Raw genomic sequence first — 16,126 nt, forward strand, 5'->3', positions numbered from 1 at the left:
CCGGTAGCTCGTCAGGCTCATAACCTGAAGGTCGCAGGTTCAAATCCTGCCCCCGCAACCAACAAAACAGGCCCCCAAATCGGGGGCCTTTTTTTGGCTCCAGGTGGTGGGGCTCGAGCCTTCAGCCCCGCAGCCAGGCCCAGGCCTGGTCGAGCTGGTCGGCGGGGAAGACCTTGATCTCCCCCTCCATGAAGAAGCCCGCCCACTTGACGCACCAGTCGACCCAGGCGGGGCCGCCGACCACCGCCATGCGCTCGAAGTCGGCCCGGTGTTTCAGCCCGTAGGAGGCGTCGTCCCAGGCGGCCTCCAGGTCCCAGCCTTCGAAGTCATCGGCCATAGAGAACAGCACCTTGAGCTTGCCGTGCTGCTTGAAGAGGGCTTCGAACCTGGGGATCAGGGTCTGCTTGTAGTCTTCGTCGGTCAGCTTGCCGTGCGCCGTGACCCCCAGGACCCTGCCGCTGCTTTCGGGCATGAATTCGAACATCTCAGTCTGTTCCTCCCTGATCTGTGGACCTGGCGGAGGCGGCGCTCTTTTTAGGTTTTGCCGTCGAACAGCGGTTCGCCGTTGATGCGGTGCCATTCCTGGATGCCGCCCCAGATCTCCTCGGCCTCCTCGGCGATCCAGAAAAGCTCCCGGTCCTCCGGGTCTATGACCCCTTCTTCGACAAGGAAATCGAAGTCGATGGCCCGCGACCAGAACTCGGCGCCGACGAGGACGACGGGCAGGGGCTTCATCTTGCGGGTCTGCACCAGGGTCAGGGTCTCGAAAAGCTCGTCCAGGGTGCCGTAGCCGCCGGGAAAGGCGACCAGCGCCCTGGCGCGGCGCAGGAAGTGCAGTTTGCGCAGGGCGAAGTAGTGGAAGCTGAGGCAGAGATCCGGCGTGATGTAGGGGTTGGGATACTGCTCGTGCGGCAGGGTGATGTTGAGGCCGACCGACTTGGCGCCGGCCTCGAAGGCGCCGCGGTTGGCCGCCTCCATGATGCCCGGGCCGCCGCCGGTCATCACCGCGATGCCGTCGCGCCCGCTGTGCTGCGCCGCTTCGCTGACCAGCTGGCTGAATTCCCGCGCCACCATGTAGTAGTAGCTGCGGTCCAGCACCCGCTCGGCGGCGCCGAGCGCGCGCTGCAGCTCGTTGTCCCCCGGCGCCCGGGCGAGGGCTTTCTGCAATTCTTCGACCCGCCGCCGCGCGGCCGCCGGCTCGACGATACGGGTGCTGCCGAAGACGACGATGGTGTGGCGGATGCCTTGCTCGCGCAGCAGCAGTTCGGGCTTCAGGTAGTCGAGGCCCAGCCGCGCGGCGCGTGCGTCGTCGCGGCGCAGGAAGTCGCTGTCCTCGTCGGCCGGGCGGTAGCTCGGGCTGGCCAGCAGGGCCTGCACCCGCTTCAAGGCTTCCGGGTCATCCGCCAGGTCCTTCGGAGCCTGCCACGGCAGGGGCTGGCAACGCTGCTGCGGCGCGGGGCAGATCACCTGCGGGCAGGCGCTCTCCCGGGCCGGTTTCTCGTCGTTCATGGTGTCGCTCGCGCTTGGATGCCTTCGACGCCGGACAGTCTAGCACCGGCGCAGGCCTTGGCGGGCAGGGGTCTTTTTTAGAGAACTCTCAGTCTGGGGCGCCGGCCGCCAGGGCCTCGAGCCGGGCGAGCAGGTCCTGGGGCAGTTCGATGCCGTCACGCAGGGCCTTGGCGCGTTGGGCCTGCTGGCGCTGACCGGGAATGCGCACCGGCGCGGCCGGGTCCGCCGGCGGCGTCTCCTGCACCAGGGCGCGGAAGCGGGAGACGGCGGCGGCGTAGGCCCCGGCGCCGAGCAGGCGCTTCGGATCGATCAGCAGGAAGAAGTGGCCGCTGCCGCTGGGCCGGTCCAGATGTCCGATGCCGGAGGAAAGGTCGGTGAGGAAGCGCGCCCCCGTCACCACGCCGGCCAGCAGGTCGACGGCCTGGGACAGGCCCGATCCCTTGTGGCCGCCGAAGGGCAGCAGGAAGCCGGCCAGGGCCGCCGCCGGATCGGTGGTGGGCCGGCCCTCCGCATCCAGCGCCCAGCCCTCGGGGATGGGGCGGCCCTCGCGCTCGGCGCGGCGGACCTTGCCGCGCGCCGCCACGCTCATGGCCATGTCGAGGAGGAAGTGCGGCGCTTCGGGGCAGGGCGCGGCCACCGCCAGCGGGTTGTTGCCGAGCCGCGCCTCGCGTCCGCCCCAGGGCGCCATGGTGCTGGCGGCGTTGCTGCCGCCGACCAGCAGGAAGCCCTTCTCGCAGGCCTTCAGGCCATAGGGCGCCAGGGCGCCCAGGTGGTTGGAGTTGCGGCAGCCGACGTAGGCGATGCCGGTCTCGGCGGCCATCTCCAGGCCGCTTTCCAGCGCCGTCAGGGCGACGGCCTGGCCGAGGGCGCTGTCGCCGTCGACCAGCGCCAGGGAGGGGGCCTTGCGCTCGACGGTGATCTGCGCCGCCGCCTTGATGCCGCCCTGGCGCAGGCGCTGGCAGTAGGTGGCGAGGCGCTGCACGCCGTGGGTGGTGATGCCCAGCAGGTCGCTTTCCACCAGCACCTCGGCGGTTGCGGCCGCCTGCGCCGCCTGAGCCCCCGCGGCGGTCAGCGCGGCGGCGGCGAGGCGGCGCAGGTCCCCGGTAGCGATGGTGACCTGGTCACTCATGTCTCGGTGGCCTCGCGCAGGCAGGCGATCAGCTTGGCTTTCTTCTCGAAGCCGATGCCCGGGGCGTCGGGCAGGGCGATGCGGCCGTTCTCCACCTTGGTGTCGTCGGCGAAGCCGCCGAAGGGGGCGAAGACCTCCGGGTAGGACTCGTTGCCGCCCAGCTTCAGCCCGGCGGCGATGTTCAGGGACAGCTGATGGCCGCCGTGGGGCACGACGTTGCGCCGGGAAAAACCATGGTCGCCGAGCAGCTCCAAGGTGCGCAGGTACTCGACCAGGCCGTAGCTGAGCGCGCAATCGAACTGCAGCCAGTCGCGGTCGGGCCGCAGGCCGCCGTAGCGCAGCAGGTTGCGGGCGTCCTGGTGGGAGAAGAGGTTCTCGCCCGTCGCCATGGGCCCCTCATAGTGCTTCGCCAGCTCGGCCTGCAGGGCGTAGTCCAGCGGGTCGCCGGCCTCCTCGTACCAGAACAGCTTGTAGGGCGCCATGGCCTCGGCATAGGCGATGGCCGTCTCCAGGTTGAAGCGGCCGTTGGCGTCGACCGCCAGGTACCTGCCCTCGCCGACCACCTCCAGCACCGCCTCGATGCGTGCGATGTCCTCGGCCAGCGGCGCGCCGCCGATCTTCATCTTCACCACCTCGTAGCCCAGGCCGCGGTAGCGCCGCATCTCCTCCTGCAGTTGGGCGTGGTCTTTGCCCGGGTAGTAGTAGCCGCCGGCGGCGTAGACGAAGACCGAGTCGTCCAGCGTGCCGTCGCCTTCGGTCTCGGCCAGGTAGCGGTAGAGCGGCACCCCGGCGATCTTGGCCACGGCGTCCCACACCGCCATGTCGACGACGCCCACGGCGACGGAGCGTTCGCCGTGGCCGCCGGGCTTCTCGTTGCTCATCATCGCCGCCCAGATCCGGCGCGGGTCCAGGTTGTCGCCGGCGTCGTTCAGCAGGCTTTCGGGATCGGCCTCCTCCAGGCGCGGCAGGAAGCGCTCGCGCAGCAGGCCGCTGGCGGCGTAGCGGCCGTTGGAGTTGAAGCCGTAGCCGACCACCGGCTCTCCGTCGCGGACCACATCGGTCACCACGGCGACCACGCTGGCGGTCATCTTGGAGAAATCGATATAGGCGTTGCGGATCGGGGAGGAGATCGGAACGACGGTCTCGCGGATTTCGACGATGCGCATGGCGGGTTCCGGTCTGGCGGGCGTGATTGGGACGCGGGCAGCTGCCCCTGTCCTATAGAATGCCTGGCCGGGGCCTGTCGACCGCCTTCATTCTTGAATTGGGCGGCGATCGCGCCATGCTGGGCCCCGCATCTTGTAAAGGAGCCATCTGCCGTGAGCCGTGAAGTTTCCGCCGTCGAGGCCAAGACCCGGGTGCACGACGGTGCGGAGATCGCCTTTCTCGATGTCCGCGAGGCCGGTGAATTCGGCGAGGGACATCCGCTCTTCGCCATACCTTGCCCCTACAGCCGCCTGGAAGCGCGCATCGCGGCCCTGGCGCCGCGGCGTAGCGTCCGGGTGCTGCTCATCGACGGCGGCGACGGTGTCGCCGCGCGCGCGGCGCAGACTTTAGAAAGCCTGGGCTACGGCGACGTCGCCTGGGTCGGCGGGGGCGTGGCGGCCTGGGCGGCGGCGGGCTTCGGTGTTTTCAAGGGCGTGAACGTGCCTTCCAAGACCCTGGGGGAACTGGCCGAGCATGCCTGGCATCCCGAGACCATCACCGCGCCGATGCTGAAGCGCTGGCAGGACGAGGGTCGCGTCATCCGCTTCTTCGACTGCCGGCCGCCGGCGGAGTACGCCAAGATGCGCGTGCCCGGCGCCGTCTGCCTGCCCAACGGCGAGCTGGCGCACCGCTTCCCGGTTGCGGCGCCGGAGGCCGAGACACCCGTGGTGGTGACCTGCGCCGGGCGGACCCGCAGCATCGTCGGGGCGCTCGGGCTGCGGCTCGCGGGCGTCGAGGCGCCGGTCTATGCCCTGGAGAACGGCACCCAGGGCTGGCAGCTCGCCGGCTACAAGCTGGAACGCGGCAACACGCCGGCGCCGTATCCGGAGCTCGACCCGGCGGGCGCGGCGGCGACGCGCGCCCGCGCCGAGGTGCTGCTGGCGCGCCAGGGGATCGCCGTGGCCGACCGGGCGGCGGTGGAGGCCTGGCGCGCCGAGGCGGGGCGCAGCACCTATCTCTTCGACCTGCGCGCGCCGCAGGAGATCGCCGCGGCCCCGGCGCCCGCCTTCATTCCCGCCCTCTCCGGACAGCTGGTGCAGGCCACCGACCAGTGGGTCGGGGTGCGCCACGCCCGCCTGGTGCTGCTGGACGACCTGGGCCTGCGCGGCGCCATCGCCGCCTTCTGGCTGCGGCAGCTGGGCTACGAAGTGGCGGTGGCCTGCTTCGATGCGGAACTCGCCGCCCTGCCGCCGGGCAAGGGGGCGCCGACCCTGCCGGCGGTCGAGCCTGTGGAGGCCGCCGCGGCCTGGCGGGCGGTGCGGGCAGGCGAGGCGCAGCTGGTCGATGTCCGCGCCTCGACCGCCTTCCAGGTCGGCCATGCCGCCGGCGCGCTCTGGGGCATCCGCCCGCGCCTGGACCGCCTGCCGCTGGACCGCGCCCGGGCGGTTTATCTTGTCGGCGACGAGGCGGCGGTGACCGCCCTGGCGGCAGCCGAGCTGCGCGCGCTGGGACAGGCTGCGGTTTTCGCCGTCAGCGGCGGCCAGGACGCCCTGAGCGCCGCCGGCGCCGAGGTGGAGGCCAGCCCGGAAAGCCCGGGCCGGGAGGAGGCCATCGACTTCCTCTGGTTCGTGCACGACCGCCACGACGGCAACCTTGACGCCTCGCGGGCCTACCTGGCCTGGGAGCAGGGCCTCATCGCCCAGCTCGATGCCGAGGAGCGGGCGGCCTTCGCCCTGGCGCAGACGCCGCCCGGCTGAAGCAGCGAGGCGGCGTCTGTCATTGCGCTAGCGCAAGGCAGCGGCGGCGAATCCCTTGGATGATGCCCCCATGTCTGAGGTCCAAGGTATTCCCCTTTTTCCAGAACCGCTGCGCTTTCTGCTCCGGCCCTTGCCGCTGTTCCCCCTGCGCCTCGCTTTGAACCGGGTGGTGGCGCGCTCTGCGGCGGAGCGTCCGGCCGGGCTTTCCCACAACCCGTCAGGTCTTACACGATAGCGGTTGATTCCCGAAGGCGACAATTGCCGGTCTCGCAGGCCGCGGGACTTCCGGATCTCTCACCTGCGCTCGCCACCGGCGGAAAAGGAACCCGCTCGGGGCTCCTTCCTATTGCTCGGGAGACCGGGACCGGTCTGCGGCCTCCAGGTGTCCGCCATCCTCCGCCGCCGTCGTTTCCTGTCCGTCCGCGAGCTCGCGGAGGTAGCGCTTCGGCGGGGTCCCGTAGCGCTGGGTGAAGGCGTTGATGAAGTTGGTGACGTGCCTGTATCCGACCCGGTGGGCCACGACCTTCAGAGGAATATCCTCGGTTTCCAGGACCTGGCGGGCGTGCTCCAGGCGCTCATTGCGGAGCATTTCGAACGCGGTCATGCCGAACAGCTCGCGGAAGCCCGCGTTCAAGCGCCTTTCGCCCATTCCGGCCTCCGTGGCGATCTCGCTCAGGCTCGGCGGCTGGCGCATGTCGGCGATCAGGCGGTGGCGCGCTCGCGTGAGCCGCTGTCTTTCGTGGCGCGAAAGTCGGCTGTCGGTGCCGTCGTCTTCACGCGGGGAGCGCCGGACCATCTGTCCGATGTGATGCGCCGCGATCTCCAGGAGCGCGCCTTCGGTTTCGAGCCGGCGCAGCGGGCCCGTCAGCGGGCTCCGGAACAGGCGCCAGCCGAGCTTGCGCAACAGCGTTGTTGTGCGCAGCGGCCAATGCGGCGTCGTGTCCGCGGCGGCGCCGAACAACCGGCCCAACTCCTCGGGAATGTCGCCGCCCAGCAGGCGCGCCATCACGATCCAGTCCGCCGACCACGCGATGTGCCGGATGGTCTGGCCCTCCGGCAGGCGGAATTCCGCCCAATCGTCGATCGCGCGGAAGGCGACTCCGTGTTGCGGATCGATGTCTATTTCCGGCGCGGGGTTGCCGGGAAGCTTCAGCGTAAGCTCGCCTTCGACGGTGAAATGAGAGCCCAGCCAGCCGGAGACGTCGGCCCGCGGCGTCACCGTCACGTCGCGATGGACCTTCGCCGTAGTCAGGTACAGGCGAACGCCATCCGACACTTCCAGCTTTTCGATTGCGGCGTCCCAGTTGTCGTCTTTGAGCTGCGCCACTTGGGCGACAGCGACGGTCTTACCCTCACCGTCGCTTTCCAACAGCCATTGATTGAACTTGTCTATGCCCACGTCGCGTTTTCGGCTCCGCTTCAACCCCCCGGGAACCGCAACGCTACACGCCAATCCATGAACTGCGGCTTGCCTGTATTAATCCCAGGACCGGCGCGTGATGCAAGGCGTCGTCGTGTGACCTTTCTGCGCCCGCTCATATAAATCGGCCCCTCGTCCATATATGCCGGCGCTCCGCTCAAGGCCCCCGCTTCGCTATCAAGAAAACGGCCGGCGGCGCGGCTTGGCAGGGGGCCAGGAACGGCCATTGCCGTTAACAGGCGCTAACCGGGTGCGGCCCGGGTGCGGCGGGGCATGAGGGGGAGCAAAGCATGAGGCTATCCAGGAAGCTTTCGGGGGCGATCGCGGCCGCCGGCCTGCTCGCGCTGTCCGGTTCGCCGGCGGCGGCGGACGACAAGTGGGGCGCGCACATCGACCTGGAGGGCAAGGCGGGGACGAAGCGCAACCTGGGCGAGGCGGAGATCTTCATACCGCTGGCGCAGAACGACGCCACGCTGTTCTTCGGCGATATCCGCACACGGCTCGACGACCGGGACTCGCGCGAGGGCAACGTCGGCCTCGGGCTGCGGCACATGCTGGGCGGCGGCTGGAACCTGGGCGGCTACGGCTACTTCGACCTGCGGCGCACGGAGAGCGGCCACTCCTACCAGCAACTCACCTTCGGCGCCGAGGCGCTGGGCGAGGACTTCGACCTGCGCGCCAATTCCTACTGGCCCGTCGGCAAGACGGTGAAGTCGCTGGACAGTCTCAACACGGCGACCCTGTCGGGCTCGACGATCACCGTCCGGGCCGGCGAGGAGCACGCCTTGCGCGGCTTCGATGCCGAGGTCGGCTGGCGGCTGCCGGTCTTCGAGGCGGAGGGCCCCCTCGACCTCAGGCTCTACGCCGGCGGCTTCACCTTCTACGATCCCGACGACGGCGATGTGCCCGACGTGACGGGCCCGCGGCTGCGCGCCGAGTTCACCGCCTACGAGGTGCCCTATCTCTGGGACGGGGCGCGGCTGACCCTGGGCGCCGAGTGGCAGCACGACGAGGTGCGCGGCGGCCAGGGCTTCGCCAGCCTGCGCCTGCGCATCCCCCTGCAGCCGGAAAGGGAGCGCGCGCGCCGGCTGACCGCCCAGGAGCGGCGCATGACTGTCCCGGTGATCCGCGATGTCGATATCGTCGCCCAGGCCGGCGCCTTCGGCGCAGTGGAGACGGCGACCGAGACGGCGGACGGGCGCCCCCTCACCGTGCTGAGCAGTGCCTCCACCAGCGGCGCGGCCCTGCCGGCGGCGGTCGCCGCGGCCGGGGCGAACGCGACGGTGATCCTGTCGGGCACCTTCAACACGACCGCCGCCACGACGCTGCAGGACGGCCAGACTTTGATGGGGGCGGGGACGGTCACGGTGAAGACCCCGTCGGGCCGCACCGCGGCGCTTGCCACGCCGGCCGCCACCATCGCCGGCGCCATCACCGACTGGACCGTCGCTATGGCGAACGACAGCACGCTCTCCGGCCTGACGGTCAGCAACACTAGCGGGATCACCACCGATGCGGTGCTGGTCGCCGGCGTCGACAACGTCGCCATCCTCGACAACACCCTCACCGCCACCTCGACCAGCGGGGATGAGGCGGCAGCGATCGCCACGGCCGGCAACATCGACACGCTGCTGATCCGCGGCAACACGCTGACGGCAACGGACGCGCGTACTGGCGGTATCACGTACGGCATTTTCTTGAGCGCTGGCGGCACGACGGAAACCAACGTCACCGTAGCCGGCAACACTTTCAGCTCGTCCGGCGGGGTTGCTAACTTCACAATCAGCGCCAACGGCACGGCCTTCGTGACCGCCGCCTCCACCGGCAACATTATCATCAGCGGCACCTGCAGCGGTGGTGGCTCCACCGGTTCGGTCAGCTTCACCAACGGCTCGACCTGCCCATGAGGGGTGCGGCGGCCGGCGGCGGCACTTTCAGCCTCTCACCCTTCCAATTCGAACCGCAGCTGGGAACGGCCTGTCATTGCGCTAGCGCAAGGCAGCGGCGGCGAATCCCTTGGATGATGCCCCCATGTCTGAGGTCCAAGGTATTCCCCTTTTTCCAGAACCGCTGCGCTTTCTGCTCCGGCCCTTGCCGCTGTTCCCCCTGCGCCTCGCTTTGAACCGGGTGGTGGCGCGCTTTGCGGCGGAGCGTCCGGCGATCTTCCGCCGACTCGGCAGTCACGCCGAAAAGGTCTACCTCATCGACGCCGTCGACCTTCCCTTCATCTTCCGCCTGCGCCCCTCGGCGGAGCGGCCGTCCATCGATCTCTGCCGCCGTGCGGTCTCGGGGGCGCGCCTGGGGCCGTGGGACGCGCGCATTGCCGGCCCTCTGGCGGCGCTGTTGGGCATGATCCACGGCAGTTTCGACGGCGATGCCCTGTTCTTTTCCCGCGACATCGTCGTCGAAGGGGACACCGAGGCCGTTCTCGCCCTGCGCAATGCCCTCGACGACGCGGAAATCGACTTGCTGTCCGAAGCCGCCAGACTCCTGGGCCCGGCCGGTGGCGTCGTGGAGCGCGTCGGGCGCGGTGTTCTCTCCGAGGCCGGCCGCCTCACCGGCGTCAGCCTGGTCCGGGCGGAGAGCTAGGCATGGAGGGCAGGAGAGAGGGCGCCAGGCTTGAACTCGTCTGCCCGGCCGGCACGCCCGCGGCCCTGCGGGCGGCGGTCGAGGCCGGGGCCGACTGCGTCTACTGCGGCTTCAGGGACGAAACCAACGCCCGCAACTTCCCCGGCCTCAACTTCTCCCCGGAGGAGCTGGCGGAGTCGATCGACTACGCCCATGAGCGCGGCGCGCGGGTCCTGGTCGCCATCAACACCTTTCCCCGCGCCGGTGCCGAGGAAATCTGGCACCGCGCCGTCGACACCGCCGCGCAGCTGCGCGCCGATGCCGTCATCCTGGCGGACATGGGCCTCCTCGCCTACACCGCCGAGCGGCACCCGGACCTGCGGCGCCATCTCTCGGTCCAGGCGGCGGCGGCCAACGCCCAGGCCATAGAGTTCTACGTCGAGGCCTTTGGCGTCCGCCGCGTGGTCCTGCCACGCGTCCTGACGGTGCAGGAGATCGCCGCCATCAACGCGGCGGTGTCTTGCGAGACCGAGGTCTTCGTCTTCGGCGGACTCTGCGTCATGGCCGAAGGGCGTTGCGCGCTGTCTTCCTACGCCACCGGCAAGTCGCCGAACATGCACGGAGTCTGTTCGCCGGCCAGCCATGTGCGCTATCAGGAAGAAGACGGCGAGCTGGTTTCCCGCCTCGGGAACTTCACCATCGACCGGGTGCCCGCCGGGGAGCCGGCGCCCTATCCGACCCTCTGCAAGGGGTGCTTCAGCGCCGGCGGCAAGCGCGGCCATGTCTTCGAGGACCCCGTCAGCCTGGACGCGGCCACGCTGCTGCCGCAACTTGCCGAGGCCGGCGTGACCGCGCTGAAGATCGAAGGGCGCCAGCGCAGCCGCTCCTACACCCAGGCGGTGGTCGCGAGCTTTCGCCGCGCCGTCGACGCCCAGGCCGAAGGCCGCGCCATCCCCGCGGGCGAACTGCGGCGCCTGAGCGAGGGTCAGACGACGACCGCCGGCGCCTACCGCAAGACCTGGCGCTAGCTGCGGCTCCCCAGGAAGGAGAGAAGACCATGACCCAGCTGACACTCGGGCCGCTGCTGTTCAACTGGCCGGCGGAGCGCTGGAGCGACTTCTACGCCCGCATCGCCGACGAGGCGCCGCTGGACCGTGTCTGCCTGGGCGAGGTCGTCTGCTCCAAGCGCCTGCCGTTTTACGCCGACCGCATTCCGGAAGCCATCGAGCGGCTGCAGCGCGGCGGCAAGACCGTCGTGCTGTCCTCCCTGGCGCTGGTCACCCTGGCCCGCGAACAGCGGCTCTGTGCCGATCTGGCCGCCGGCGAAGACTTCGACGTCGAGATCAACGACCTGACGATGCTCGCTCATCTGGCGGCGGACCGGGACTTCGCGGTCGGGCCGCTGGTCAATGTCTACAACGAAGGCACGCTCGCCTTCCTCGCAAGTCGCGGCGCCCGCCACGTCTGCCTGCCGCCCGAGCTGCCGCTGGCCTCCGTGGCGACCCTGGCCGCCGCCGGCAAGACGCGGGGAATCGCGACGGAGGTCTGGGCCTTCGGGCGCCTGCCGCTGGCGATTTCCGGGCGCTGCTATCACGCCCGGGTGCACGGCCTGGCCAAGGACTCCTGCCAGTTCGTCTGCGGCGAGGATCCCGACGGCCTGCCGGTGGAAACCCTGGACGGCGAGGACTTTCTGGCCATCAACGGCGTGCAGACGCTGTCCTTCGCCTATGCCGGCCTGCTCGGCGATATCGAGGTCCTTGAGGCGGCCGGGGTGGCGGCGCTGCGCCTTTCGCCCCAGGACTGCGACATGGTGGCGGTGGCGCGCCTGTTCCGGGAAACCCTCGACGGACGTCTTGCACCGGAGGCCGCGCAGGAGGCGCTGGCAGGCGACCTGCCTGAGATCGTCTTCGCCAACGGGTTTATCGCCGGGCGGCCCGGCGCGGAAGCCGCGGGGCACGGCTGGTCTGCCGCCTGATCCTCTGGGGCTGCGCCGTTTGGCTTCGGGGCCCGTATGGTGTATCTCCGCCTTGAGGAAATGACCCGGCCGGACCTGCGGCGCGGGCGCGGACAGCGGAAAGACGAAGCATGAAGAAGCACAAGATCGCCGTGGTGCCGGGTGACGGCGTCGGCCCGGAAGTCATCGCAGCGGGCCTGGAGGTGCTGCAGGCCGTGGCCGAGGCCGACGGCGGCTTCACCTTCGAGAGCCAGAGCTTCGACTGGGGCTCCGACCGCTATCGCCGGGTCGGCAGCATGATGCCGGAGGACGGCGTCGAGACCCTGCGCGGCTTCGACGCCATCTACTTCGGCGCCGTGGGCGACCCGGACATTCCCGACCACATCACCCTCTGGGAACTGCGCCTGGCCATCTGCCAGGGCCTGGACCAATACGCCAACGTGCGCCCGACGCGCCTGCTGCCCGGCATGCAGGGGCCGCTGCGCCCCGAACTGGGCGAGCAGATCGACTGGGTGATCGTGCGCGAGAACTCCGAGGGCGAATACGCCGGTGTCGGCGGGCGGGTCCACACCGGCCTGCCGCTGGAAACCGCCATGGATGTCTCGGTTTTCACCCGTGAGGGCGTCGCGCGCATCTGCCGCTTCGCCTGCGAGCTGGCCATGAGCCGCCCGCGCAAGCGCCTGACGGTGGTCACCAAGTCCAACGCCCAGCGCCACGGCATGGTGTTCTGGGACGCGGTCTGCCGCGAGGTCCTGGCCGACTTCCCGGATCTGAACGTGGACTTCAAGCTGGTCGACGCCATGACCGCGCGCATGGTTACCCACCCGGGCGACATCGACACCGTGGTGGCCACCAACCTGCACGCCGACGTGCTCTCCGACCTGGCCTCGGCCCTGACCGGCAGCCTGGGCAACGGCGCCACCGCCAACATCAACCCCGGGCCCGGCGTGCCCTCGATGTTCGAGCCGATCCACGGCTCGGCCTTCGACATCACCGGCAAGGGCATCGCCAACCCGGTGGGCGCCTTCTGGACCGGCGCCATGATGCTGGAGCACCTGGGCGAGACGGCGGCGGCGGAGCGCCTGATGAAGGCGGTGGAGGCGGTGACGGAGAACGGGCCGCGCACGCCGGACATGGGTGGCCAGGCCGGCAGCGCCGACGTCACCAAGGCGGTGCTGGCGGCGCTCTAGCAGGCGCCGGCCCGGCGCTACTGCTTGTTGAGCAGGTCGTAGATGACGTAGGCGATATCGCCTTCCAGGGGGAAGGACAGCATCCCCATGACCGAATAGCCGAGCAGCCAGGGCATGAGGTAGAAGCGGACCATAAAGAAGAACCAGGCGACGAAGAGCGGCACCAGCGGCTCGATCAGGAAGCCCGGCGTCACCGGCTTGAAGACCCTGAGGATGGGGTTGGTCAGCTTCACGAAAGCCTTCATGAAGAACCAATCGGAATCGACCGGCAGGAAGAGGTTCATGGCGACCCTTCCAATCAGGGTCCACATGACCACGCCGAGGGCGTAGTCGATCGCCACGACCCAGATCGGGAAAGTGGAAAGCGGATCGGTCATCGGGACTGCTTAACTCAAAGAAGCCGTCGAAGGAAGAAAAAGGGGTGGCGGAGAAACTCCGCCACCCCAGTTCACACTTGCTTTGTAACTCAGGTCAGTGGGCAGCACCGAGGATCGTCTTGCCCGAAGGCACGCGAACCTCGTCCACCATGGCCTGGGTTTCCGCATCAGGTGCGGGGGTCATCAGGCTGACGACGACCATGGCGACCAGGCTCACCGGCATGCCGATGATCGCGAAGCGCAGATGGTCGATGCCGAGCCAAGGCGTACCGCCCATGCCTCCAGGGAAGACATAGTAGAGGTAGGCCGATCCGGCGACGAAACCGCAGACCATGCCTGCGATCGCGCCTTGGGTATTGGCCCGTTTCCACCAGACGCCCAGCACCAGCGGGAAGAACAGGCCGGAGGCCGCGAAGCAGAAGGCCCAGGCCACTGCACCGAGGATGCCGGTCAGCTTCAAGCTCGCGATGAAGGCCGCCAAGGCGCCGATGGCGATCAGCAGGACGCGCGCCACGATGAGGCGGTGACGCGTATCGGCCTTCGGATCGATGATCTTGTAGTAAAGATCATGGCTGAGGGCGTTGGCGATGGCCAGCAGCAGGCCGTCGGCCGTCGACATGGCGGCAGCCAGGCCACCGGCGGCGACCAGACCGGAGATGACGTACGGCAGGCCGGCGATCTCCGGCGTTGCCAGCACGACGATATCCGGCCGCATGAAGAACTCGTTCAGCTGCAGAATGCCGTCGCCGTTGCTGTCGGAAAGCGCAAGCATCCCGACGCTCGACCAGTTCTGGATCCAGGGCAGGCTGCTCACCGCCTCGAAGGACTGTCCGATGATGGCCGTCGGCAAGGTCGGATCGAGGAGCTGCAGCTTCGTCAGCGTGGCCAGAGCCGGCGCCGTGAAGTACAGCAGGAAGATGAAGAACAGCGAGAAGGCAACCGACTTGCGGGCCGCGCGAACCGATGGCGTCGTGAAGTAGCGCATCAGAATGTGCGGCAGCGAGGCGGTGCCCGCCATCATGCAGAAGGCCAGGGTAACGAACTTCCAGCTGTCCAGCCCCCCCTGCGGATCGTTGTGCGGTGTCGTCAGGATCCGCAAGCCCGCGAAGGATTCGGTGGCGGCGGTACCCAGCCCCACTACGGGCTCCAGTTCCTGGATGCGTTGCACCGCATCGCCGTAGCTGAAGTGTGGAATGACGCCGAAGCCCTGCACGTTGGACATCCAGACGACCGGCACCACGTAGGCGATGATGAGCACGATGTACTGGGCCACCTGGGTCCAGGTCACCGCCCGCATGCCGCCCAGCATGGAGCACAGCAGGATGCCGAGAAGGCCGACCCAGACACCCACCTCGAAGGGGATGTGCAGGGCACGGGCCGCGATGGTGCCGGAGGCGTTGATCTGCGCGGTCACGTAGGTGAAGGAGGCGGCCACGAGAACGACGATGGCACAGAAGCGGGCCAAGTTCCCGCCGTAGCGGGTGCCAATGAAGTCCGGCACCGTATAGCAGCCGAACTTGCGCAGGTAGGGCGCCATCAGCGAGTTGACCAGCACATAGCCGCCGGTCCAGCCGACGACGAAGCCCAGGTAGCCGTAGCCGCCGAAGTAGATGCCGCCGGCCAGGGCCACGAAGGAGGCGCCGGACATCCAGTCCGCCGCCGTGGCCATGCCGTTGTAGACGGCGGGCACTTCACGCCCGGCGACATAGTAGGCTTCAACCTGCATGGTGCGGGAGAGCCAGCCGATGACCGCGTAGATCACCACGGTGAAGGCCACGAAGAGAATGCCGATGGTGTTGGCGCCCACACCGAACAGTTCAAGAATGGCCATCAGGATGACGAAGGCCAAGAACCCGCCGGTATACATCGCGTATACGCGGCCGAGGTTTTCGATAAAGCTTCCTTTTATCATGATGGCTTCCCCTATTGCTGATCGCTCTCGCTACCGACACCGGCCTCGTCGTCGATCGCGTCCTGCCGCCAGTTCTGGAAGAAGATGAGCAGCACGAACACGATCAGCGAGCCTTGAACGATGAAGTAGTAGCCCAGCGGAAAGCCGATGAAGGTCATCGAGTTAAGGTCTTTGGCGAACCAGGGAACTATAAATGAGAAGATGAACCAGAGCGCCAGGACCAAGATCGTCAGACTTCGCGTCTTGGCCCAATGGCGCTGTTTAGCGTCTTGGCTGATTTCAGGCATGTTATCCCCCGCATTAATTATTGTATCTTACCCCACTACTGTGACCCCCTTGGCGGATGACTGGGATCACGCCAAGATTGTACAAAAATGGGTAGCATTGTAATACCAATAATGAAGGTAGACCGTCGAATTTTGGTCGGGCCGGCAGGCCAGTCGGCTGAAACTGGCGCAACAGGGGGTTTTTGCGGGTGATCCCAAGCCTGAAGACGGCACGGGCGTTTTTACCGGAATTCATCGCTCGTTTGACAATCCGGCGCGAATCGGAACCGATCGATTCGCTTTCGGGCCTTTCCCGATTCGTTTCTACACGTGCGGCTTTCATTGCCCAGAAGACCCTCTACGGTTACCTGAAGACCCGGATGGGCACGCGCTATCCCAGCATGTTCGAGGACGACATCTTCGTCGCCTCCATCAACGTGGCCAAAATGCACGTCTTCGCCGCCTGCCTCTCCGACATGGCGATCTTCGCGGTGCGGCGCGCCTTCTTCGACGCCCCGCTGGACGACGCCCTGCGCCGGCGGGCGGCGCTCGCCTGCTACGAGCGCGGGCTGGCGGACAACGCCGGGCAGGCGGCGGGGGTGGAGGGCTTCTCTCCGCCGGAGGCGCTGGCCGCCTTCGAGCGGCGCCTGGCCTTCTTTGACTGGCACGACGGAGCCAGCGGCACCGATCTCTTCAGTGAAAGCCCGGCGGCGCTGGTGCGCTGGGCGCCCATCGCGCCGGAGCTCAAGAAGTTCGACGAGGAAATCGTGCGGAACTCCGTCAGGTTTGCCTGGCGCGAGGTGCGCAGCCAATTGGAAAAGCGCATCGACGGCGCCGCCCTTGCAGCGGAAGCGCAGGCGGGGGAGCCGGCGCCTCCGGTCCCCGGGGGATAAAGCGG

Annotated in this window: 15 protein-coding genes; 7 read left to right on the plus strand and 8 right to left on the minus strand. The window is 68.4% G+C overall.

The features are described 5' to 3' along the window. Positions 1–121: 121 nt before the first annotated feature. From H7X47_RS14240 to H7X47_RS14255, 4 genes are all read right to left on the minus strand, one after another. A complete protein-coding gene (locus tag H7X47_RS14240) occupies positions 122–484 on the minus strand; it encodes a SpoIIAA family protein (protein WP_193369380.1) in 363 nt (120 codons plus the stop codon). Between the two features lie 50 nt (positions 485–534). Then, positions 535–1,509 carry an LOG family protein gene (locus tag H7X47_RS14245; RefSeq protein ID WP_193369381.1) on the minus strand — a complete coding sequence of 325 codons (975 nt, stop codon included), beginning with the start codon at positions 1,507–1,509 and terminating at the stop codon, positions 535–537. A gap of 88 nt (positions 1,510–1,597) precedes the next feature. Next, on the minus strand, positions 1,598–2,638 hold the full coding sequence (locus H7X47_RS14250; protein WP_193369382.1) for an Ldh family oxidoreductase: 1,041 nt from the start codon (positions 2,636–2,638) through the stop codon (positions 1,598–1,600). After that, positions 2,635–3,804, minus strand: coding sequence for a mandelate racemase/muconate lactonizing enzyme family protein (locus H7X47_RS14255; RefSeq protein ID WP_193369383.1), 1,170 nt, complete (start codon positions 3,802–3,804; stop codon positions 2,635–2,637). Before H7X47_RS14255 ends, H7X47_RS14250 begins: the two co-directional genes overlap by 4 nt. Before the next feature lie 153 nt (positions 3,805–3,957). Between H7X47_RS14255 and H7X47_RS14260 the strand changes: the two genes are divergently transcribed. Further along, positions 3,958–5,541 carry a rhodanese-like domain-containing protein gene (locus H7X47_RS14260; protein WP_193369384.1) on the plus strand — a complete coding sequence of 528 codons (1,584 nt, stop codon included), beginning with the start codon at positions 3,958–3,960 and terminating at the stop codon, positions 5,539–5,541. 343 nt (positions 5,542–5,884) lie between these two features. Here H7X47_RS14260 and H7X47_RS26340 read toward each other — a convergent pair whose 3' ends face one another. Next, on the minus strand, positions 5,885–6,940 hold the full coding sequence (locus H7X47_RS26340; RefSeq protein WP_193369385.1) for a helix-turn-helix transcriptional regulator: 1,056 nt from the start codon (positions 6,938–6,940) through the stop codon (positions 5,885–5,887). A 311-nt stretch (positions 6,941–7,251) separates the two neighbouring features. Here H7X47_RS26340 and H7X47_RS14270 point away from each other — a divergent pair, with 311 nt between their 5' ends. From H7X47_RS14270 to H7X47_RS14290, 5 genes are all read left to right on the plus strand, one after another. Beyond that, a complete protein-coding gene (locus H7X47_RS14270) occupies positions 7,252–8,868 on the plus strand; it encodes an inverse autotransporter beta domain-containing protein (RefSeq protein WP_193369386.1) in 1,617 nt (538 codons plus the stop codon). A gap of 124 nt (positions 8,869–8,992) precedes the next feature. Continuing rightward, positions 8,993–9,550 (plus strand): ubiquinone anaerobic biosynthesis accessory factor UbiT, encoded by a 558-nt coding sequence (gene ubiT / locus H7X47_RS14275; RefSeq protein WP_193369387.1) that lies wholly within the window; start codon positions 8,993–8,995, stop codon positions 9,548–9,550. A 2-nt stretch (positions 9,551–9,552) separates the two neighbouring features. Next, complete coding sequence (gene ubiU, locus H7X47_RS14280) at positions 9,553–10,557, plus strand: ubiquinone anaerobic biosynthesis protein UbiU (protein WP_193369388.1); 1,005 nt, start codon at positions 9,553–9,555, stop codon at positions 10,555–10,557. Between the two features lie 29 nt (positions 10,558–10,586). After that, positions 10,587–11,504, plus strand: a complete 918-nt coding sequence (gene ubiV, locus H7X47_RS14285) for a ubiquinone anaerobic biosynthesis protein UbiV (protein WP_193369389.1) — start codon at positions 10,587–10,589, stop codon at positions 11,502–11,504. A 110-nt stretch (positions 11,505–11,614) separates the two neighbouring features. Then, positions 11,615–12,673 carry a tartrate dehydrogenase gene (locus H7X47_RS14290; RefSeq protein ID WP_193369390.1) on the plus strand — a complete coding sequence of 353 codons (1,059 nt, stop codon included), beginning with the start codon at positions 11,615–11,617 and terminating at the stop codon, positions 12,671–12,673. 17 nt (positions 12,674–12,690) lie between these two features. On the opposite strand, the gene H7X47_RS14295 is transcribed toward H7X47_RS14290, so the two are convergent. The 3 genes from H7X47_RS14295 to H7X47_RS14305 all read right to left on the minus strand — a co-directional run bounded on the left by H7X47_RS14295 (position 12,691) and on the right by H7X47_RS14305 (position 15,249). Then, positions 12,691–13,050 (minus strand): YggT family protein, encoded by a 360-nt coding sequence (locus H7X47_RS14295; RefSeq protein ID WP_193369391.1) that lies wholly within the window; start codon positions 13,048–13,050, stop codon positions 12,691–12,693. Between the two features lie 94 nt (positions 13,051–13,144). Further along, positions 13,145–14,962 (minus strand): sodium:solute symporter family protein, encoded by a 1,818-nt coding sequence (locus H7X47_RS14300; RefSeq protein WP_193369392.1) that lies wholly within the window; start codon positions 14,960–14,962, stop codon positions 13,145–13,147. Between the two features lie 11 nt (positions 14,963–14,973). Continuing rightward, entirely contained in the window at positions 14,974–15,249 is a 276-nt protein-coding gene (locus H7X47_RS14305) for a DUF4212 domain-containing protein (RefSeq protein WP_193369393.1), read from the minus strand. A 359-nt stretch (positions 15,250–15,608) separates the two neighbouring features. On the opposite strand from H7X47_RS14305, the gene H7X47_RS14310 reads away from it, so the two are divergent. Next, positions 15,609–16,121, plus strand: a complete 513-nt coding sequence (locus H7X47_RS14310; protein ID WP_227010501.1) for a hypothetical protein — start codon at positions 15,609–15,611, stop codon at positions 16,119–16,121. Positions 16,122–16,126 lie beyond the last annotated feature (5 nt).

It is taken from the genome of Pelagibius marinus (assembly GCF_014925385.1).
Taxonomy (GTDB): Bacteria; Pseudomonadota; Alphaproteobacteria; order Kiloniellales; family Kiloniellaceae; genus Pelagibius; species Pelagibius marinus.